The 21,251-nt window shown below is 58.1% G+C and carries 17 protein-coding genes; 3 read left to right on the top strand and 14 right to left on the bottom strand.

All coding sequences use genetic code 11. The annotated features are described in order from the left end of the window. The 6 genes from ACXJKE_RS21065 to tssC all read right to left on the bottom strand — a co-directional run bounded on the left by ACXJKE_RS21065 (nucleotide 1) and on the right by tssC (nucleotide 9,708). Entirely contained in the window at nucleotides 1-2,643 is a 2,643-nt protein-coding gene (locus ACXJKE_RS21065) for a contractile injection system protein, VgrG/Pvc8 family (RefSeq protein ID WP_457282539.1), read from the bottom strand. Beyond that, nucleotides 2,640-3,836: a type VI secretion system baseplate subunit TssG gene (gene tssG / locus ACXJKE_RS21060; protein ID WP_457282538.1), complete on the bottom strand. Its 1,197-nt coding sequence runs from the start codon at nucleotides 3,834-3,836 to the stop codon at nucleotides 2,640-2,642. Before tssG ends, ACXJKE_RS21065 begins: the two co-directional genes overlap by 4 nt. Further along, nucleotides 3,800-5,611 (bottom strand): type VI secretion system baseplate subunit TssF, encoded by a 1,812-nt coding sequence (tssF, locus tag ACXJKE_RS21055; protein WP_457282537.1) that lies wholly within the window; start codon nucleotides 5,609-5,611, stop codon nucleotides 3,800-3,802. Before tssF ends, tssG begins: the two co-directional genes overlap by 37 nt. Nucleotides 5,612-5,624: 13 nt before the next feature. Beyond that, complete coding sequence (locus ACXJKE_RS21050) at nucleotides 5,625-6,008, bottom strand: GPW/gp25 family protein (protein ID WP_457282536.1); 384 nt, start codon at nucleotides 6,006-6,008, stop codon at nucleotides 5,625-5,627. 90 nt (nucleotides 6,009-6,098) lie between these two features. Then, nucleotides 6,099-6,671, bottom strand: a complete 573-nt coding sequence (locus ACXJKE_RS21045; RefSeq protein WP_348049164.1) for an Hcp family type VI secretion system effector — start codon at nucleotides 6,669-6,671, stop codon at nucleotides 6,099-6,101. 43 nt (nucleotides 6,672-6,714) lie between these two features. Then, on the bottom strand, nucleotides 6,715-9,708 hold the full coding sequence (tssC, locus tag ACXJKE_RS21040) for a type VI secretion system contractile sheath large subunit (protein WP_457282535.1): 2,994 nt from the start codon (nucleotides 9,706-9,708) through the stop codon (nucleotides 6,715-6,717). Nucleotides 9,709-9,931: 223 nt separating this feature from the next. Here tssC and ACXJKE_RS21035 point away from each other — a divergent pair, with 223 nt between their 5' ends. From ACXJKE_RS21035 to nirK, 3 genes are all read left to right on the top strand, one after another. Continuing rightward, the gene (locus ACXJKE_RS21035; RefSeq protein ID WP_457282534.1) at nucleotides 9,932-10,183 is read left to right on the top strand and encodes a hypothetical protein; all 252 of its coding nucleotides are present in this window, start codon (nucleotides 9,932-9,934) and stop codon (nucleotides 10,181-10,183) included. A 16-nt stretch (nucleotides 10,184-10,199) separates the two neighbouring features. Then, nucleotides 10,200-11,015, top strand: a complete 816-nt coding sequence (locus tag ACXJKE_RS21030; protein WP_457282533.1) for a sugar phosphate isomerase/epimerase family protein — start codon at nucleotides 10,200-10,202, stop codon at nucleotides 11,013-11,015. A gap of 215 nt (nucleotides 11,016-11,230) precedes the next feature. Then, complete coding sequence (gene nirK, locus ACXJKE_RS21025; RefSeq protein WP_457282532.1) at nucleotides 11,231-12,703, top strand: copper-containing nitrite reductase; 1,473 nt, start codon at nucleotides 11,231-11,233, stop codon at nucleotides 12,701-12,703. Between the two features lie 160 nt (nucleotides 12,704-12,863). Here the strand turns inward: nirK and ACXJKE_RS21020 are convergent, their stop codons facing one another. From ACXJKE_RS21020 to ACXJKE_RS20985, 8 genes are all read right to left on the bottom strand, one after another. Continuing rightward, complete coding sequence (locus tag ACXJKE_RS21020; RefSeq protein ID WP_457282531.1) at nucleotides 12,864-13,499, bottom strand: ANTAR domain-containing response regulator; 636 nt, start codon at nucleotides 13,497-13,499, stop codon at nucleotides 12,864-12,866. Nucleotides 13,500-13,503: 4 nt separating this feature from the next. Next, nucleotides 13,504-14,640, bottom strand: coding sequence for a transporter substrate-binding domain-containing protein (locus ACXJKE_RS21015; protein ID WP_457282530.1), 1,137 nt, complete (start codon nucleotides 14,638-14,640; stop codon nucleotides 13,504-13,506). 15 nt (nucleotides 14,641-14,655) lie between these two features. Then, complete coding sequence (locus ACXJKE_RS21010) at nucleotides 14,656-15,657, bottom strand: asparaginase (protein ID WP_457282529.1); 1,002 nt, start codon at nucleotides 15,655-15,657, stop codon at nucleotides 14,656-14,658. Between the two features lie 2 nt (nucleotides 15,658-15,659). Further along, a complete protein-coding gene (locus ACXJKE_RS21005; RefSeq protein ID WP_457282528.1) occupies nucleotides 15,660-16,367 on the bottom strand; it encodes a branched-chain amino acid ABC transporter ATP-binding protein in 708 nt (235 codons plus the stop codon). After that, nucleotides 16,364-18,091, bottom strand: coding sequence for an ABC transporter permease subunit (locus ACXJKE_RS21000; protein WP_457282621.1), 1,728 nt, complete (start codon nucleotides 18,089-18,091; stop codon nucleotides 16,364-16,366). Before ACXJKE_RS21000 ends, ACXJKE_RS21005 begins: the two co-directional genes overlap by 4 nt. A 79-nt stretch (nucleotides 18,092-18,170) precedes the next feature. Continuing rightward, nucleotides 18,171-19,004, bottom strand: coding sequence for a branched-chain amino acid ABC transporter permease (locus ACXJKE_RS20995; protein ID WP_457282527.1), 834 nt, complete (start codon nucleotides 19,002-19,004; stop codon nucleotides 18,171-18,173). 35 nt (nucleotides 19,005-19,039) lie between these two features. Further along, a complete protein-coding gene (locus ACXJKE_RS20990; protein WP_457282620.1) occupies nucleotides 19,040-20,158 on the bottom strand; it encodes a substrate-binding protein in 1,119 nt (372 codons plus the stop codon). A gap of 94 nt (nucleotides 20,159-20,252) precedes the next feature. Next, nucleotides 20,253-21,149 carry a nitrilase family protein gene (locus tag ACXJKE_RS20985; RefSeq protein WP_457282526.1) on the bottom strand — a complete coding sequence of 299 codons (897 nt, stop codon included), beginning with the start codon at nucleotides 21,147-21,149 and terminating at the stop codon, nucleotides 20,253-20,255. Nucleotides 21,150-21,251 lie beyond the last annotated feature (102 nt).

Genomic DNA, 21,251 nt, shown 5'->3' with positions numbered 1-21,251 from the left:
CTAGAGATAGATCTTCAGCTCGGTGATCGTCAGGCTCAGGCCCGTGATCTGCATCGTCGCCTGCAACGCGGTGAGCTGCACCAGGATGCCGGCCCCGGTCATTTCAATCGAGGTTGATGCGCCTTTCATCGAGATCGCCGTGGTGTCGCCCGACAGCGAGATGTCAGTACTCGACCCCAGAACTGAAACACTGTTGCTCTGGCCCGTGAGGCTGACCCGGCTGGACAGGCCGGTCAGGCTGACCTCGTTGTGAGCGCCAACCAGGTTCATCGCAGTACTGGCACCGGTCAGAGAGGTGCTGCTGCTGACGCCAACCAGATTGGTGCCCGTATCGACCAGCGTCATCGAGACATGATCCGAAGCAAGCGTCACCGCAACGTTGCTGCTCGAACCGGTCGCGCTGGTCTGCATGCTCATGCCTACGACCGAGTCACTGTCGCTGAGGCCAACCATGCTGCTGCTGCTGCTCATTCCCTCCATCGAGCCCGACAGCCGCACCCCGGTCGCGCTTGCGCTGACAGCCATGCCGACCGCCGAGGTCGAGATGTGCTGGCCGGTTACGTCGAGATTGACGCTGCTGACCGTGAACGACTCGCTGGTTTGGCTCGCGGTCGTGGTTGTATTGAACACGGCGTTTTGCGAAGTCGTGTTGCTGAGCGTGCCTTCGGTCTTGCTGGTGTTGGTGGCGTCGCCGGTCACCAGCGAGTGGTTGGTGGTCGTGCCGAACTCGGTGCTGCTCCAGCTTTCCGCCCCCTTGTGGGTGCTGTGGGTCGAACCGAAGGAATCCGACTGGCTCAACAGGCCGTTCGCGCCGTCTTCGGAGGTCGAATAGCCATAGCTGGCACCCTGCGAATACGACGATTCGCGGAACTTTCCGCTGTCGTATTGCTGGCTGACGATGGCAACCGCGTTGTCCAGGTCGGCATCGGAGTGCAAGCCGAAACGGATGCTCTTGCCGTCGCCGTAGGCCGTCGAATAGCTGCTGCCAACGTTGGTATTGGCCGTCCAACCTGACGGCATGATGACCTTGGTGCCATTAGCCTGGATGATGCTCTGGATTTCAGGCAGCTCGGATTGATCCTGCGCGCGCGTAATGATGACGGTCGTACCGATCTCCGGCACGGTCTGCATGTGCGCAGCCAATTTGACCCAGACCGGCTCCGCCGGGTCGGCACCGTCCGGTGAAAAGATGTCCTGGCCTGTCGAGAACCGCACATAGACACCCTGCGCCTCAAGCACCGGCGAAATACCCTCGCTGTCGACAATGCGGCTGGTCTCCGGGTCAAAGTTGTCTTTCCGCATATAGCGCCAGCCCACCGGCGCGACACCCTGGCTCCCACCCGAGACGACACTGGCGAGCACACTGCCTTGCTGTGTCTCCTGGATGGAGAACGGCGTGACCAGTCCCTGCGCGTCTGCCGCCTGGAATTTGTTGCTGTAGCTGCCGTCGAGCGTTGCCTCGTGCTGAACCTGCGTTGCGACAAAGCTCCTTCCCTCCAGCTGAGGTCTGACCTGCAACGGCCATTGCCCTGAACGAACTTCCTGCGTCACCGAGAAGCGGTGGCCGCAATGCAGATAGGGGCAATAGCTCGAACCACTGAATTGCCGGCTACCCGTATCCAGGGTGTCCTGCGTTGCATGGGCATAGTGATCGACCTCAACGTCGCTGCAGCCGTACTGGTAGATCTGGTATTGGTTGAATGGCAAGGCGCCAGGCGCCGGCTTGGTCTGTGCATGAAAACTCTGGAACCCGGCCACTGCATCCGACTCCCAGGCCGCCTCCTCACGCGTGAACACCGAGGTCACCGCGCTGCTGGCCAGACTCTGCTGAAAGCGATAGTCGCTGATCATGTCGGGCTGAGCCAAGCCGAGAGTATCTTCCTGGGTGCCGCAGTAGCGTAGCGGCTTGCCACCGGGCAGGGCTTCCGGATAAACAGGCCGGTTGGCGAACACCACTGTGTGGCTGGTGCCGGTGGTCACGTAGAAATAATAAATGTGCGCTTTCGACATGAGCCGCCGCACGAACTCGTAGTCGCTTTCACCGGCCTGCAGCCAGTCCTGCTGCCTCGCGACTGCCAGATTGCCTGAGCCGACCAGCGCCGCGACCGAAAAAACAATGTTGTGCTTGTGCAGGACGCCCGCAATAGCATCACGCACATTCAGCTGGCGATGGATGCAGTAGTTGTTCGTGAGCGTAAGCTTCCAAAGTGCCGGCCGCATGGTCACGCGATAGACGCCTGGCTGTTCCATTGAGAAGGATGCGACGATGCCATTGAACAGGGACAACCGCACGCCTTCGTCCTGGCCGTGTACGGCCTGGTCAAACCACTCGTTGGCTTCTTCGCGCGTCGGCTGCTGCTGGTCATCCAACACCGGGTAGTGAACCCCCACAGTGACCGGTCGCCCGAGCAGGTCATCAAAGGCCAGCTCAAGGCCACTCTCGGGGTCCGAATTTCCGTGCAACTCCAATTCGTACTCAAAATGATCAGAAATGCTTTCCTGCCCTTTAAAGCTGACCAGCCGAAAGCTACCGTCACCCAGGATGACGCCCGTCTCCAGGAACAGCGCGACATGCAGGTAGACGACCGGCGCCGGCGATAGCAGAGCCAGCGCGGTCGTCATGCCAGTGACGCGGTCGTTCATGTCATGGCTCCCGATTCATAAGCAGGGACCAGAAAGCGCGCGACATAAACACCCGAAACGCCAGCGGCGCTATCCGTCGGCCGCGACTTCAACCATGCGTTAAAGCCCAGGCGCATACCGGAGAAGCCGGAGACCTGAGTCGATACCAGCCGCGCCAGCGGCACCTCTTCTGCAAGCACCGAAAGTTCGATCTCGGCATCGTGGCGACGGTCAAGCATCAACCGTAGCAAGCCTTGCAGTTCCTCATACGAGCTGCGCACGGCAGGCGCTTCGCTGCCGATATCGACCTGGCGTTGCAGCCGTTGCCATTGACGCAGCGAACGCTTTGGTTCTATGCCTTTTTTCAGCGGCGGCAACAGCGCCTCCAGTTGGGAATATGAGACAGGGCCTGCGGTCAGCCGGATGCGCGACTGCTGATCCCAAGTGCTGCGACCAAGCAGCATGTCAACACCAAGCCGGTGACCACTGCGGCCCAGGCGGTGCTGATCGTCCGGATCGATTGCGCGCCATGCGCCCACCAGGGGCTGCAACCTGACAGGAAATCCAAGCTGCACCGAGAGCACCTGAACCAGCCCGGCTGCCGACCGCCGGCCGTTCGCCAGCAAGTCCCCGATGCCGAGCCACTGGCGCTGGGGCATCGGGATTTGCCCGGCCTGCTCGGCGTTGTCCACCCCCATCAGCGCGCCAAGGTATTCGGCGAGCTGGCTGCGCTCAGGCCGCTCGTTGTTCAGCCCAGGCTCAAAGCCAGCGCGGGTTTCATAACGCAGCAGATTTAGCCGGTTATTGAAAATGTCGAGAAATGCGCGCGTCGCGGATTTTCCTGCGCGATCCAGCTCGCGCATCCACTCGAGAAAAGGTTCGGGCAAGGGACCGAGTGCACTGCCAACACAGAAGTCCGGGGTGGTGATCGCCAGCATTTGCGGCCGGTCACGCTGATCGCCTTCGGCGTCGATCAGCGCCGGTACCGCAGAGGACCCGGATGCAATGGCCTGCACACGCACTGCGCTCGCCGCGCGCGCGGGAAAGCCCGCATCAAGGTCAGCCTCGAAACGCACGGTCTGGCCTGACCCGCCGGCACGATCATCCGGCTGGCGCAGCCACAGACGGATCATCTGCAGGAAATTGAACTCCCCAAAACGCTGCTCGAGCCGGCGGCTCAAAGAACGATCTGGGCCCCAACCATTGGCGGCCATCTTTTGAGTACTCCTTTCTCGTCAGTGGTTTCCAGGCTTACGCAGACCATGTTGTTGACTGTTGAGTAGAGCGCGAGAAAGTAGCGCAGCACCGATGCGAACAGCAGCATGCTGGTCGACTCAAACTGTTTTCGATTCAGTGTGAGGGTGATATAGAGGCATTGCACATAGCCCCGCACTCCATCGCGTATCGTGTAGCGCATGCCGGGCCGGCATTGAAGCGCCTGAATTCCTTCAATGCTGCGGAAAGCCTGTGTCTGCAGAGGGTCGATGTGGTCGCGCAGCATGCTTTTGAATGCAGCGAGCGCCTGCGGTCCCTCTGCCATCGACAAGTGGCTCATGCCGAGCTGGGACACCAGCGACCAGGGACGTCGCCCTATCAGTGCCGGGGTGATGTGACGCGAAGGCCGGCTTATCACTTCGAGTACCGTGATCGGCCCCGCCCCTTCGAGCTGCAGGGATTGCTTGATCAGCAGCTGTTCTGCCAGCTTGCGATTGGTGCAAAGCGCCCGCCCGCCAACCACTTCTGCCGGCGGCAGTGCCATCTGCTGCCGGACGTCAAGAAAAGATACGTACACCTCGGTACCGGCAATACCGCCAAGCTGGTTTTCCTCGCGCCGCATGACATAAAAATAGTCATCTGTGCCACGCGTCTGCGCATTTCCAAGTTCGAAGTACGGCGCCAGCTTGCGTTGGCTGCCGTCGGCGCTAATGGAAACCAGCTCCTCAATGCTGTAAATCTCGCAGTTTTGGCGGTTCTGCACATCTGCGGTTAGCTGGTATTCGTACTGCGTGTGGTCAAGCGCCAGGGGTTCCATGCGCTGACGATAGAGGTTCACCATCGGCACGCAGTTGAGCTTGAGCGAGCGTGACGAGAGCTGGCGATCCTTATGGGAAGCCACGTCAAACTGGAACAACAAGTCAAAACCATTCTCAAACGGAGCGAGGTCAAACTCGCCGGTTTCGAAAAACATAAATTTTTCCGGAAAGGAAAAATATTCCTGGAGAAGCCGGTGTCCGGGATGCATGTTGCTTCGGACCGGGAGAGCGGCCTCTTCATCACCAAACCCGAGCCAGTGGACGGCGCTCTGGTTTTCGCCTGGCAGTGGCTCACCACCAATCTGTGCGATGTCAACGGCGTGCAGGTGCAGGCCCAGCATCTCCTGCAAATACCAGGCGTCTTTTTGGCTGGTGTCGATATAAAAACGCAACCGGGTTTTCTTGAGCGCCTTCACCGGATCGATACCCAGGCTGCGCACCCGAACACGCAGCACCGACAGGCAACGCTCGTCGCTCAACCCGACCGGAAAATCTCCCGCCTGCAGCATGTCAATCTCGACAATGCCCAGCGGCACCAAAGGCAAGTCGCAGGTTGTCGTAAAGCGGCAGACGCTTTTCCGGCCCCGGCCGTCCTCGGCCGTCACACTGGCCTGCCGCCCGCGCTCCAGAACCGCGCCGGCCGCGTCGTCCGGCTTGACGCGGACCTGAGCAATCAACATGGACGGCACGGGTGCCGCCAGGTGCGGATAAAGGTAACCGAGGAGTACGTTCGGGATCAGCGCCTTGCTGACTTCAGACTCATATTGCACACGGCCGGTCAGGAAAGCAAAGGACTGCAGCAGCATTTCCACGTGAGGATCGTGCGAGCCGGTGCGATCGAGTTTGAGCGCCTGCGCCTCCGTCGGATAGGCCTGCGCAAATGCAGCGGCGTCGTTACGCAGCCCTGCCAGTTCACGCTGGTAGTAGTCCTTGAGTTGAGTTCCGTAGACTTGCATGGCCTGGAAGCGCCTAGCGGCGCGGCAACCCGAAGCTGAAGGTCTCTGTCAGCGGCTGGTCGGCGAGCTTGCCGGTGACGACTACCTGGAAAGGCATGACGGAACTGCGGGTTTCCTCAACAGTTACACGTACGCCCGTCAGCCGGGGTTCGTGACGCATGATCATGTCGCGGATGCTCAGCGAATAACGCTGTATGTCATCTTTTTGGGCGTAACCGGCGCCGGTCAGGGAAGGCAGGCCGACGCGCATGAGTTCCAGACCGGTCGAACCAGCCCAGACGTGCGAGCTAACCAGCCGCTGAATCTGCAGCCGCACGGCATCGCGCAGATTGAAGCTCTGGCCGCTTTGCGCCGGCGCCGCACCTGCAAACTCCAGGCGCTCAAGCAAGAACTGCATGTTTATCCCCTTGGGCCGGCGCGCCGCAACAACGGTACGCCATCTCAAAAACAACGAAAATCCACGGCCCCCGCAGGGCCGCAACGAGGCTCAAGTGAACGCCGTCAAAGGCCTGTTCTGCGCCAGACTCCAGCCGGCAGTGACATTCCCCTTGACCTGCATGTCCGGCGTCTGCACGGCGTAGGTCCAGACGATCTCTGTGAAGTTAAGCTTGAACTGCTCGGTCGGCATGTCGTCAGGATGTGACTGGAATTGAATTTCGCTGATAAGCGCGTCGCGCAGCATGAAGGTAATGATGTTGCCGACCTTGTCGCCCGAGTTGCGCAGGATGTAGATGTACGAGGGCTTGGCCTTGTCGCCCAGCGACTTCGCGCGCAAACAGAAGTCGTAGAGCTTGACCGAAGTCTTGTCAACATATTTGACGCAGGTGAACTCCGTGATCACCGGCCTGCCAGAGGTGCGCGCCGAATTGCTGACGTCCGTCGTCACCTGCTGCTTCATACCCTGGTGCACTGACACCAGTTCGATGCATTGGCCGAGCTTGAGTTCCTCATTGGCGGTCCAGTCGGCGCCGGTCGAAATCAGGCTGCCGCCCGTGGCCCAGTCATTGCTTGTTGTGGGGAACACAGAAGTGTCGCCGGGTTGTAGCAGTATCAGATCCATGGCTTGTCTTTCGTTGGTCTATGTTGGGTGGGAAGTGAATGCATCACTTCGGCAGATTCGCCACAAGGCGGATCGAGGTCGTCAATTCCTCAAGCTGGAAGTGCGGCCTTAGGAAGACCACCGCGTTGTAGGAACCCACAGCGCCCGGCACGTCCTTCACGATCACGTTCGCCTGGCTCAGGGGGAAACTCGCCTTTGCGTCCTGAGAGGCGTTCTCATCGAGCAACACGTAGTTCGATATCCAGGTGTTGAGGTAGGCCTCCACATTGCCGCGCGTCAGGAAGCTGCCTATCTTGGCGCGCATGATGACCTTGATGTAATGGGCGAAGCGCGAGGCTGCGAGCATGTAGGGCAGCAGCGCGGAAATCTGCGCGTTGGCATTGGCGCTGTCGGAAAAATACTTCTTCGGCTGGTTGCTGGTCTGCCCGCCAAAGAATGCAGCTTGCCCCTTGCCCTTGCAATGGCATAGCGAGATGAAGCCCAGATCGTTAAGCTCCTTTTCGCGCCGGTCGGTGATGGACACTTCAGTCGGACAAAACAACTCCTCCGCCCCGGAATCGGTGCGGTAGCTGTAGGTCGGCAGGTCCTCAACCAGTCCACCACCTTCAACCCCGCGTATCGCTGCTGTCCAGTTGTACTTGGAGAACGCGTTGGTCACGCGCTGCGCCAGCATGTAGGCCGCGTTGCCCCACAGGAAGCTGCCGCTGTCGGGTGAACTGCTGGAAGGCCCGACAGTCTCCTCGAAATCCATGCCGTCAACCGGCCAGCTGTTCTTGCCGTAAGGCAGGCGCAGCAGCACATGCGGCATCACCAGTGTCACATAGCGGGAGTCCTCGCTTTCGCGGAATTCCTGCCAGCCGGCCAGCTCAATGCTTTCAAAGATTTTTTCCAGGTCACGGGGCTTGGCGAGGTCGCGAAAGCTGTCGAGTCCGAACAGCGACGCCGAGGCCGCGGTGATGTATGGCGCATGGGCGGAGGCCGCAACTTCCGCGATCTTGCGCAGGAATTCGATATCCTTGGCGCTGCGCCCCACCTCGTAGCCGCCAATCAGAAGACTGTAGGGCAAACCACCGAAGGTGCCGTACTGGTCTTCGTAGATCATTTTGAAGAGTTTGCTTTGGTCCTTGTCGACCGCCTTCTCCATGTCATCCAGCAGCTCGTCCCTGGTGGCGTTGAAGACACTGAGCTTGAGCATCTTGCCGGTTTCGGTGTTTGACACGAAATAGTGCAAGCCGCGCCAGGTCGCTTCGACCTCCTGGAACTTCGGCGCATGCATGATCACGCTCAATTGCCTGCTCAACCAGCTGTCGATGTCGGAGATGTGCGAGTCAATCGCGGTTATCGCGGCGACCGGCGCATAGGTGGAACCCGGAGCATCGAGCCGCGCCAGTACATCGGTCGCAAAGAAACCAATCGGACCGAGGAATTTCTGCCTGTCTTCGTCGGTTTTCAGGCCGGCTGCATCCATGAGAGCGAAGACCGTATCAATGTTCTGCCTGGCTTGCTTTTTTGTCGGAGGCACCGGCTTTGCTTTCGGGTCAGGCGTGTCGGTAGCGCCGCTAAGAACAAGCAGCATATTGTTGGCCACCCTGCGATTGACCGCGTCATGCTTTTGCTCGGCCACTGTGCGCACCTGTGCTGCGTCAGCCGGCATCGCAATCGAATCGCTGTCGTCGGTCTGCTGCATGCCGAGCACAGCCAGAGCAGCCCTTTTCGCGTCGGCATYGATCTGGCCGTCCTTGGGTACGAGAGCTGCCAGTAGCGCTGTGGCGTCCGCAGCGAGCTTGGTCTGCGTCGCGGTCACAGTGGGGTCGGCGCCGAGATTGCTGGCAATCGCATTGCGTTCCAGCTGGATTTTGGAGGACAGGCCGGCATCCCACTGCGTAAGTTGCTGCAGCTGGGCTGACACTGTCTGCAGGTTCTCCGGTGTGTCCGGGGTCGAAAACACCCCCAGCAGCCTGCGCAGCGGCGCCAGGGTTGCATCGGCGTCAACCACCGGCTTGCCGTCCGCGCCCACGCTGTTGACGGTCTCATATCCCCAATCGGTGGCAGCCTTGAGCTTGGGCGTCTGATCGGCCTTGCCCATCACCATGGCCAGGTCGTACAAAGAAGATGTGGCCTTTTTGAGTTCGCCAGGCGCCTTGTCCATGTCTGCTTTGACGACGCTGTTGCGGTAGTCCGGCCCGGCCAGCACCTGAAGTTGTGCGCGCTTGGCCTGGCCGTCCGGTGTTTTGGCGATCAACAGATTCAGTTGGTCGTTGAGCCGGTCGCTCGACTCCGCCCGCGACTGCAGCATGCGGATGTTGCTGCGTACCCGATAGAGCTTGTTGAGGTCAGGAATGGCGCGCACGACGGCGATCGGGTCGAACGCATCCAGCGAACTGAAAGTAATGTCGCCGGACAGATTGGCCGATTCGACGGCTCCGATCTGCATTGCACCGGGTGGTGACGGGATACGCGGAACGCGGCCCAGAGCCACACGCGGCAACTGCGTCTTCATGACGTCGTTGAAGAGGTCCCGGTCAATAGGCACCATCTGCCGTTGCTTATAGGGCGGAAATTCCACGTCGGGATCGCGATCGCCGGCCAGGTCGGCGAACACTCCAACAATGAAGGGGAGCTCCTGCTTTTCGATGGCGCCGCCAGTCTCCACCTCGTAGGTGATCTTCACCCGGGGCGGACGATTACGCTCCAGCCATTTTTGAACACTTTCAGCCATTTTTAGCCTCTCATAGTCAATACCGCACGCACTTGCAGAAACGCTCGCCAAGCCACGAGGGCCGCGGGCGGAATTTCTCCCGCACTGTTTTTGCAAGCGGCATGCCAACCTTAAAAATCTCTTAACGCATTGATTTGCATGACTATTTTTTTCACCTCCGAAGGTGAGGGGGACTAATTTGCACCGCTCTTTTTTTAGTTGAGCGAAGGCATCGCATACCGGAAAAGCGTGCCGGTCGAAGGCCCTCGACATCTGTCCGTGCTTGTGCAACCAGCAGGACAAAAATATCCATGCCTTGGTGCAGATATGTCCCGTCACTTTGAAAACCGTGGAAACTTTCCAAAGAATGGAATGCCACTATTGCGAATAGTTAGTTTCCAAAGAAAATGACTGGTTTTGAGCTGACCAGGACAATAATGAAGTCATCTATTGCGAAGAAACTGCAGAACAGGCGCTTCGAAGACATTGCGGCATGCAGTAGTGCACGGCACGCGCACGCTTAATGACACGCAGCGGCATCTCCACAAAACAAGCTTGCTTGATGAACAAACAACTGGTCGATTTCGCCGTCCTCTGTATCCGCAGAAAGCTTGAGAGTGCCCCGCACTCAGTCGATACGGCCAGGGGAATCCACTCTTTCTGGATCGATTGGGAAGAGCCCGTCCCTCCGGAAGCTACAACACTGGAGGCGCTGGAAAGACTCGAGAGCGACGGAGTGGTAGAACGTGTCGCGCTGGACACCCAGGAACTCTGGATGATGAAGAAGGAGTCTCAGTTGCCCTCATCGACGTGAGCCCGGAGCCAGGAATATGACCCGACCCATTTCACTCGCCGCCTTGACTGTGCTGGAACTGACACCGCCGGAAATGGTGACGTGCGCCTTTGACGCCGGCTTCAGCCATGTCGGCATCCGCCTGCTGCCGGCAACGCCGACCGAGCCGCAGTACGACATTGTGGGAGACACGCAGATGCTGCGCGAAGTCGAACATCGCCTGGCGGACACCGGCATCAAGGTGCTTGATGTCGAAATCTTTCGCATCAAGCCCGGTACCCTGGTCGGCGACTACGAAGCCGCGATTGCCATCGCCGCCCGGCTCGGCGCGAGCGAGTTGCTTGTGGCCGGAAACGATCCCGACGAGGCCCGGCTCACCGATACCTTCGCCGCATTCTGCGACCTCGCCAACAGCTACGGGCTGGCAGCCGTCCTGGAATTCATGCCCTGGACCGACGCGAAGGATTTGACCCAGGCTGCGCGCATCGTTGAGCGCACCGGCCGCAGCAACGCAGGTGTGCTGATCGACCCCTTCCATCTGAGCCGCTCACGCAGTTGCATCAAGGACATTGCCGAGATCCCGCCATCGCGCTTTCGTTTCATGCAGTTTTGTGACGTGCCCGCAGCCATTCCACCGACGATGGACGCGATCCTCGCCGAGGCCCGCTCCGAGCGCCTGTTTCCTGGCGATGGCGAAGTGGACCTCCTCGGTCTCCTGCGCGCCGCGCCGCGCAACATCCCGCTCAGCCTCGAAGTGCCAACGCACACGCTGGCACTCACCGTCGGCGCCACCGATCGCGCACGCCGAGCCCTTGCCGCCACACGGCGCGTGCTGGCGCTACTCGACACATGAGCGAACTCTGTCAACCGGGCTCGTGCCAGGAAAGAAAAGAAACAGGCTGAAGGCGGGCGTTGCCCGACACGGCAACCCGAACGTTCTGAACCATTTTTATTCAGGTCGAACAAGCCATCTATCTGGCAAGGCATTGATCTAAAGCAAGCTTGTCGTGGCACATCACTCGCATAGTCAGAACTGCCGAATCGGCACAAAGACCAAGGAAACGCCACATGAAACGGACCCTCTCCCTCGGCGCCATCGCCGCCGCCATCGGTATCCTCGCCACGGCTTTGTCCGTGCAGGCGCAGCCTGCCGCACACTCGGCGCATACCGCTGCCGCGTCCGGCAACACTTCAACCGCTGCGGCACCCGCCCGGATCAAGCGCTACGAACTGCACACCAACATCGTCGACGGGAAAATGGTGTTCGTCGACGACAAAGGACAGGTGAACCCGACCCTTGCCGCCAACGTGGACGACACAATCGAGATCGTGCTGGAAAGCGGCGAAGGCGCGGAGCATGACCTGGTGATACCCGAACTCAACGTCGCATCGTCCAAGTTCAGCCCCGGCACTGGCAAGACCACTCTGCGGTTCAAGGTTCCGCGCTCTGGTACGTTCACCTATTACTGCTCAATCCCCGGTCACCGGCAGATCGGCATGGAAGGCCGGCTGCAAGTCAGCGGCCCCGCCTCTGCCCAAGTCCCTACGCCCGCTGGCAGCGACTCCGGCCAGGCTGCGCTTGCGCTCTATACCCCAGCCCCCGTGCCGCAGCGCGCAGCCGACCCCTCCGCAGTCAGCGTCGCCGCCAACCCGGCCACGGTGCCGGCTGCCGTAGGGGACCGGGCTCCCAAGACCCTGAAGTACCGCATGGAAACGGTCGAGTTGCCCGGCAAGCTCGACGACGGCACGAGCTTTACCTACTGGACTTTCAACCGCCAGGTGCCCGGTCCGATGCTGCGCGCCCGCGTAGGCGACACCATTGAGCTAACGCTGGCCAATGCCCGTGACAGCAAGATGATCCACTCGATCGACCTGCATGCGGTGACAGGCGGCCATGGCGGCGGCGAACACACGCAGGTTGCTCCGGGCCAGGAAAAGACCATCACCTTCAAGGCGCTCAACCCGGGCTTGTATGTGTACCACTGCGCCACGCCCCTGGTGCCACAGCACATCGCGGCCGGTATGTACGGAATGATCCTGGTCGAGTCCGCAGGCGGCTTGCCTAAGGTGGACCGCGAGTACTACGTGATGCAAGGAGAGATGTACACGGGCCGCCCACATGGCGTCAAGGGGCACCAGGAAGCCGATCTCGAAAAGATGGCCAATGAACTACCCGACTACTACGTCTTCAACGGCGAAGTCGGTGCACTGAGCAAGACCCATAAACTTCAGGCCAAGGTAGGCGAAACCGTGCGCATCTACTTCGGCGTCGGTGGGCCCAACAAAATCTCGTCTTTCCACGTTATCGGTGAGATCTTCGATACCGTGTACAGCGAAGGCTCCTTCACGGGTCTCAAGCACGACGTGCAGACCACGTTGGTGGCGCCCGGCGGCGCGACCATCGTTGAGATCAAGGTCCAGCACCCCGGAAGGTACTTGCTGGTAGACCACGCGTTGTCGCGCGCCGGCAAGGGCGCGGTCGGCGTGCTCGAAGTCACCGGCGAACCAGTGCCCGGTGTCTACAAGGCCGGCGTGTTGTAACCCTGTCCTGGTGAAAAAGGGAAAATTGAGAGCGATAGCCTGCTGACATTCGATGTCATCAGGCTTTGGGCACCGCGGATCCACCAAACATCGCAGTGCGCCTGATCGCCATTAATAAAATACGTCGAACATATCACCTCGGTACGGCGGAAATCGATGTTCAATTTTTGGGGCGAGCTTTTGAAGCAGATGCGCCAATTCCAAGTTTTTCCATGGCGTCATGTGCTTCAATGATCATGCTTGCAACTTCACCAACAGTAATCCTCAGGCTGGTCGCTCGCGATCTCATGTGCTCATACGCCTGAACCTCATTCATCCGTTCGTTGTCAGTTAACGCCCGTATCGCTTTTTCTATTTGTCGGCGAGCCTTAATTGTTCCCTCAAGCTTTTCAATTTTCCCCTGCATTCGTTCCTGAAAACCTTGAGCAGACCTCGCAAGCACCAAGGTACTCAAAATGCCTGCAGATCTGAACGGCCTTGTAAGCACGCCATGCGCATGGGTGTCCAGCAGGAGTTTCAGGGTCGTCGGAGTTTCGTAGTCGGAAAGTGCGACCAGGGCTGCGCCCGATGCGGTTGACGACCAACCGATGTTTCCGTCAAGTTCCTGCGAAACCCGAAAAAAAATGACCTGCGCATCAACAGGAGGTTCAGACGGAAATGGCCAGATCAGCTTGAGGCGGCAGCCGATACGCTGAAGCTGCTCAACCACAATGTCACGGTCCTCGCCCGGCGGGTAGACAACCGCAACCGTGATGCTGCGCAGATCTTCGTAAAGGCGACGAAGGCTTGAGCTCATGGGGTTACCTCAACCAGAATTCAGAGAATCCGAATGTTGAAAGGTAAGGATCAGGCTTAACCACATCAGTACTTTGCCAAACGATGTCAAACTGCCCATCGCGCCTGCAAACGCCAATCCGGGGAGTGAGCGAGCAATGGTTGTTTTCAGCGTCAACGGTCACAGGGCCTTCTGGCGAATCGAACTTGACGGATCTGGCCGCATCAACAAGCTTGCGCCGGTCCATACTCCCGGTCCGCTCCAATGCCCTGGCGAAGAGATGAACCTGGGTATAGGCCATCTCAGACCATGTACTCGTGGGACGGTCTCCAAATCGCTCACGCCATCGATTGACAAAACGCCTGTTGCTTTCATTCTGAAGCGAGGCAAAGTAAGTAGCCGAGGTAATATGCCCTTCGCAGAGTTCCGGGCCAATCAGACGTATCTCCTCTTCGGTCATTGACAAACTTGCAATCGGGTTCTTTGTGGGATCGAATCCGTGCTCCCGATACAGTTGATAGAACATTCGTGCCGATTGCCCCACAAGTGTGGAGAAAACCACAGCCGGTTCAAGCTTGCGAATGTCGCGCAACACCTCTTCCAGCTCTTTCCTTCCTGCATCAATCGGCAGATAAACTTCATCGAGAATCTCACCGCCGTGCTGCTCAACTACATCCCGCATGATGCGGTTCGATTCGCGGGGGTAGATGTAGTCAGCGCCCAGCAGGAAAAAGCTTTTACCCCGCTCCTGCAACAGATAGGCAGCGAGTTGCACGCTGTTCTGGTTGGGAACGGCGCCGGTGTAGATCACATTGGGTGAATACTCGAACCCCTCGTAGAAGGAACAATACCAGAGCAGCGCATTGTTGCGCTCAATGACGGGTAAGACTGCTTTTCGGCTCGAAGATCGCGAACATCCGAAGATGACATTGACTTCGTCCTCGACGAGCAGCTTTGTCGCAAGCCGGCGGTATTCATCTGAATCACCCTTGGGGTCATACGCGGTCGGAACAAGTTGTCGATCAAGCACCCCACCGCCGGCATTGATTTCTTCAATGGCCAGAGTGGTGCCAAAGAAATGCTCTGACTCAGTGACGCCTGTCGCCCCCGAGCGCGAATACAGTATCCCTATTCGCCAGTCTTGAGGAACAGATGTTTCCATGGTCAACTTTTAAGGCTATTTATCAAACAGTTCCTGAATCTCGGCGGTCACCCTGGGGATCTGCAATGCCAACATCAGGAGAATTCTGGCCTTCTGCGGGCTGAGGTCCCCCGCAAATACCGCTCCCGCTTCGCTCAGGCTTTGCCCGCCCCCTACAAATCCGTAAAGAGGCTGCACACCTCCATCAGGTACGCGCGTAGAAATGACGACATGCACACCTGCAGAAATGGCGCTTACGATGGCGTCATACATTCCTATGCTAACGTTTCCCAACCCAAGCGCCTGAATGACAATGCCTTCTGCGCCCGCCGCGACAGCCGCCAATACCAACGCGCCATCTGCGCCGCAATACATCGGGACAATATCGACGCGGGGTAGCTTGTCCCTGATCAAGGGCACAAATTGCCGCCGTTTCGAATTCCCGAAAAAAGCCACTCCGTCACCGTCGACCTGACCGAGTGGTCCCTCGCGACCACTCTTGAACGAATCGACGTCCCAAGTATGCATTTTGCTCACATACCGCGCTGCGTTGATCTGACTGTTAAGCACTACAAGAACGCCTTTTCCCTGCGCGCCGGGGCACAACGCCGTATGTATCCCATCAATCAGGTTTCCGGGTCCGTCGAAATCCTGAGCTGAAGCATGTCGCTGGGCACCTACCAACACCACCGGTTTGGCGTTCGAGAGCGTAAGATCCAGAAACCAGGCGGTCTCTTCCAGGGTGTCCGTACCATGGGAAACGACCACCGCGGCAATATCGTCGCGTGCAAATGCGTCACCGATTGCACGCCTCAACACAATCCAGTTTTGCGGCTCCATGTGGTCTGAAGGAATGTTAAACAGATTCAAAACTTCGATCGATGCCAGCGTCTGGATCGCTGGCACCCTGGCCACCAAATCGGAGCCAGAGAGTGCAGGAACCGGCGCTCCACTGCTGGGGTGTATCTCCATGGCGATTGTTCCGCCGGTGGCAATCAACTGGCACCTTGGCAGCCCCGGTCTTTGAGGACTATTCACCGCTAAACCCTCAAATGATCAAAGATGCTCTTCGCCGCGCCAGGAGTCTTGGTGCGTCCTTCATCCACAAACTCACCCTGTTTCAGCACGAGAAACCGGTCAGCAACCTGGAGTGCGAATGAAACGTTCTGCTCCACGATCAGCATGGTCGTTCCGCGCTTCTCTCGTTCCCACAACAGTGCGGTGGCAACCTTGTCAATGATGGAGGGCTGGAGCCCCTCTGTTATCTCGTCGAGCAAGATCACGGCAGGTCGTGCCATCAGGGCACGCGCAACCAGCAGCATCTTCTGCTCACCTCCCGACAACGTTCCCGCATACTGTTTGAGCCGGCTCTTGAAGACCGGGAAAAGTTGCTCGATCGCCGAGAATCGTTCTTCAAAGTCCACAGCATTGGCCAGCGCCAAGTGCAAATTGTCGCGAATGCTCAGATCGGCAAACAATGCCTGCTCCTGCGGCGCGTATGCGACGCCCATTCGCGAGATTCGATGGACCGGAAGTTTGGTTATGTCCTGCGCATCGAGAACCACTGTTCCCTTTTTCTTCGGCAAATAGCCCAGGATCGTTTTCAGCAGCGTGGTTTTTCCCATGCCGTTTTTTCCAAGCAGGGCCACGGTTTCACCCTTGAATACCTTCATTGAAAGGTTGGGTAAAACGATGGAATTCTTATACCCGCTGGAAATACCGTTCAGCTCAAGCGTCGTGGTGTTCATGAGGCCTCCAGAGCACCGGTTGCCGAGCCCGCATAGATGGTTTTGACGAGATCGGAATTGACCACTTCTTCAAAGCTGCCTTGCATCAGCACGCTGCCCTGGTGAAGAACCACAATGCGGGTTGCGACCTCCTTGACAAAATCGAGGTCATGTTCAACCAGAAGGCAGCACAGCTTGTAGCGACTGGCCAAAGACGCCAGGACCTGACCAATCTGCATGCGCTCCGTGCGCGTCAAGCCGGCCGTGGGCTCGTCCAGCAACACGATGCGCGGCTCCAGTGCAAGAACCATGGCAAGCTCAAGTGCCTGTTGCTCCCCATGCGAAAGATCACGCGTGACCTCGCCAAGCTTTTGATCCAGGCCTGTGGTGCGTACCACGTCCAACGCATAGGAAGGAAGAACCAGGCTGCCCGCCCGGCGAAGCAATGAAGGACGCTCCACCAAAGTCGTCGACATGCGCAGGCACTCGGCGACTGTCAGCGATTCAAAGACGTTGGCATTCTGAAATTTTCGCCCGAGGCCAAAACGCACACACGCTTCCGGTGGATCTCTTCGAATATCCCTGCCGCCGAGTTTCACGACGCCGGAGGTCCTCTCCTCCCCATCGCTGAGGCAGCGCATGAGCGTGGTTTTTCCAGCACCATTGGGTCCGATCAGGCCCAGAAGTTCGCCGGCTTCCGCCACCAGATCAATACCCTGGAGAACCTTCAGACTACCGTAGCTTTTGCTGACCCCTTCCAGCTGAAGCGCAGGAGCAAGGGGCTTGTCGTCACGGGTAGCGGCTGCCCGCGCCACCAACCTGGGCTGCCTAGACTTCCGCTCCGAAATGCCCAACGGGCCAAGCAGGACCGGCACCAGGCCGTTCGGCAAAAGAACAATGACTACGACAAATGCGATACCCAGGATCAGCTGCCATACAAAAGGCATGCTACTGCTCAAGTAGGCCGTCGCCACACTGATCAGAATCGTTCCGATGAGAGGCCCCCATAAAGTGCCCCGCCCGCCAAGCGCCACCCAGATAATCAGCTCGGTACCCAAAACAAAGCCTGAGAGCTCCGGCGCCACCACGCCGCTGAACGAGCCGTAACCGAAGCCGGCAATGCCAGCAATAGCGGCGGTCGCGGTCAACAGAACGATCTTGTGAAGCGAAACATTGATTCCCAGGTATGAGCAACGCGACTCGTTGTCCCGAATAGAAGCCAGGATTCTCCCACCGTCGCTGCGGACAACCACCCAGGCGAGGACGCCAACCACCAACGTGGCGCCACCGGCAATCCAGTACCAGGCATCAATGGACCAGTCAAAGGTCTGGTAACCCGTCAAACCGGAACTGGCCCCTGTCCATGCCCCACCGGACAGCAGCAACTGGGAGGTCACGATCGGAAGAACCAGTGAAATCACCGTGGCAAAAAATGGAGACGCGCCTCTGTAGAAGGACAGCCATCCCACCACAAGTGCAACGATTGCCGGAACAACAATCGCAAGCGCCAAGGCCAGGACCACCGATCCGCCGGAGAACCCGTTGTGAGTGAACACCAGGCCTGCCGCATAGGCGCCTAATCCGAAGAAAGCCGACTGCCCAAAGGTCAGGTAGCCCGTGTAACCCCAAAGAACATCGACGGTGATCGCCACAACGGCGAAGAAATAGGCCTTGATCAGCAGGTTCAACAGATAGGCATCAAAAATCCATGGCCCAAGGGCTACCAGCGCAAGCCCCGTAAGCAAAAGAATGGTCAGGCCCCGGCCTGACGACGGCGCTGAGGATTCTTCGGGTATCGAACGAACCGATGGGTTGGAGATCGTTTTAACCACGGGAAAACCCCTTCGGCCGAATTCTCAGTGTCAATGCAGCCAGCAAGGCAATCGTCAAACCGCCAAGAACCGGGGTTGTATAAGTGCTCACCAAAACCTGGCAGGCGCCAAACACCAGGCAGGTCAACATCAGCCCGCCAATGGAGTATCCGGCCACCATGACGAGCATGAAGGCGCTGACCAGCCAGGTCAGGCCCATGCTGGGGTCAACACTGGAAAGCGGCGTAATCAAGGTTCCTGCAAGAGTCCCCAGGCCAGCACCAATACTGAATGTCACAAACCGGATGAGGTTCGAATTGATGCCCAAACCGCTTGCAAGCTCTTCATTCATGATGACCGCACGTGTCTTCACACCGAATCGGCTCCCGTTAAGCACGGCGATCAGTGCGGCCGCCAGCGCCAGTGCCACGGGGACAAGCAAAAGCCGATAAGCCGAATAATCGACGCCTGCAATTGCCCAGGTACCTTGAAGGGGAGAGTCTGCGAACTTGATGTCTCGCCCGAAGGTCATAACGACCAGCTGGCCAATGATGATTCCCAGACCCCAGGTGGCAAGAATTGCATCCAGTGGCCGCTTGTACAGCGGCCGGACAATCAGAAACTCCACCGACATGCCTACCAGGGCCCCGACGATCATCGAGACCGGCCAACTGAGCCATGAACTCCAGTGGAGTTGTGTCACAACGTAGGCAACATACCCGCCTAGCGTCAGAAGGGCTCCGTGGGCGAAGTTGACGATCTTCAACACCCCGAAAATCATCATCAAACCCGCGGTAACGACAAACAGCATGGCCGCCGTTGTCAGGATATCAAGAACTAAAACCATATATCACCTCGGAATGCCATGCTGTTCTTTCATTCTTACTTAATTGCGGGGCACTGAGGACCTGGATCCACGCTGGGAAATGTTTCCAGGATCCGGATGGACCCGTCGGAGCGCACTTGCCCCAATACCATCGCAAGAGGGGTATGACGACTCTTGTTCATCTGAACCTGCCCACGCGGCCCCTTGTAGCTGACTTCACCGAGCGCCTTGATGACTTTGTCGGAATTCGTTGTACCGGCCTTCTCTACCGCAGCTTTGTACAAATGAAATGCTTCGTACTGAGGAACAGACAATTCGTTCGGCGCCTTGAGTTCTGAACCGAATTTCACCATCATCCGTTTAAGAAAGGCCTTGTTCTCCGGTGTTTCAATTCCGGTGAGATAGGATGCGGAGAGGAACAAGCCATTGGCTATATCGCCCATGGATTTGGCGGTGCTTTCGTCGATCGCGAGGTTGCCATAGGGAAGGTCAATGCCTGCAGCCTTCAACTGCTTGGCCAGTGACACGTTGGGCGCACCACCGGCCGTAGCGCTGATCAGTGCATCCGGTTTAGCACTACGGATCTTCGACACCACCGCCGTCCAGTCACTGCCGTCCATTGGAAGGTACTCCTCACCCACGACACGTCCACCCGTCTGCTTAATGTAGTTTTTGGTGTAGTCGAGCATGCCGCGACCGAAAGAATAGTCACTGCCAACCAGGAAGAAGGTCTTGGCATTCTTGGACTTGGTGAAGTAGTCCACGACAGGAGCCACCTGCTGCTCGGGAACCCATCCATTCACGTACATGTAGTTGTTGCACGATCGCCCTTCATAGAACGAGGTATAGATGTATGGCACCTTGCCCCGCGAAACAATGGGAAGTGCCGCATTGCGGGCAGCGCTGGTCTCCATGGCGATGATTGCGTCAACTTTCTTCTGGAAGATGAGACTGTCAAATGCTTTCTGTGCACCAACGGCCCCGGAGGCATCGTCAACGATTTCCAGCTCCACCTTTCTGCCGAGGATGCCGCCAGCGGCATTGATTTCATCCACCGCGAGCTGGGAAGATTGCACGACAGTCGGTGCAACCACGCTGTTTGCGCCTGAAAGACCCACGGCAAGACCGATCTTGATGGGGTCAGCGGCGTACGCATGCATTGCAAACAACGCCATGGCAAGGGCGCTGCCGGTGCGCTTGATTTGAGAAAGCCTGTTCATAAAAATACTCCTGTTGTTACCAAAGGGACGTGGGGAAAGTTGAGCTTGTTCATGGCCTGGCCAACGGCCAGCCGGTTCCTAGCATGAGGTCGTAAACATCGTTCCGGCGGTCACGCAGAACGTCATTGAAAGCATTGAGATGGCGGGCACGGCGAGACGCTTTCAGATTGATGCTTGCGTAGAGGATTTCCTCTCGCTCGGCACTCGCGGGCCCAGCCAAAGGCCAGCCGTCAGCACCAATAATCAGGCTTTGTCCGATAAATGGCTGAGCCCGTTCGTCCCCAACGCGGTTCGCGCAGACAAGATTCAGGCCATTGCTGTGAGCATTCGCCATCGCAAGGGTGTTAGCCATGGCCATCGTTCCGGCCGGCTGTCCGGGCATGGGAACCCAGTTCGTGGGCATACAAACAATGTCGGCGCCTTGAACAGCCAGCAAGCGGCAGACCTCAGGAAACCATCCGTCGTAACAGATGATCGCGGCAAGACGCCCGATCTCGGTGGGAAAGACTGGCAGACCGAGATTCCCGGACTCAAAGAACAGGTGCTCATCACCCCACAGGTGCAATTTCCGATAAGTTCCGATGTATCCACCAGGACCGATCAGCACCGCCGAGTTGAAAAGCCTTTCTCCGACCCGTTCTGCAATTCCGGCGACAAGATAGATATTGAAGGTGCTGGCGGCACGAACCCATAACTGCGTTGTCTCGCCTCCTGGTATCGGCTCGGCCAGCGAAAACGCCTCCTCCCGGCTCTCAAAAACATAACCGCAATTGGTGAGTTCGGGAAGCACGACAAGGCGGGCGCCCCCCTTCGATGCCTCTTCAATGAAGTGCAACGATCGAGCAATATTCTTCGCTTTTTGTCCGACCAGCGGCTCCATCTGAACACTGGCAACAACCACATCGGGAAAACCCGTCGGAGCACTTGGCTCTCTGAAAACTGACATTGAATCTCCAAAAACAAAAAAGCCCCTGACCGCGCTTACGCGCAATTCAGGGGCTTATATAGCCGTATGTGTTCAGCAATGCTGCTGAGAAAACTCTGCAGA

It is taken from the genome of Polaromonas sp. P5_D5, assembly GCF_054049435.1.
The sequence above is the reverse complement of the archived record's forward strand: the minus strand, read 5'-3'. Positions and strand labels throughout refer to the sequence as shown.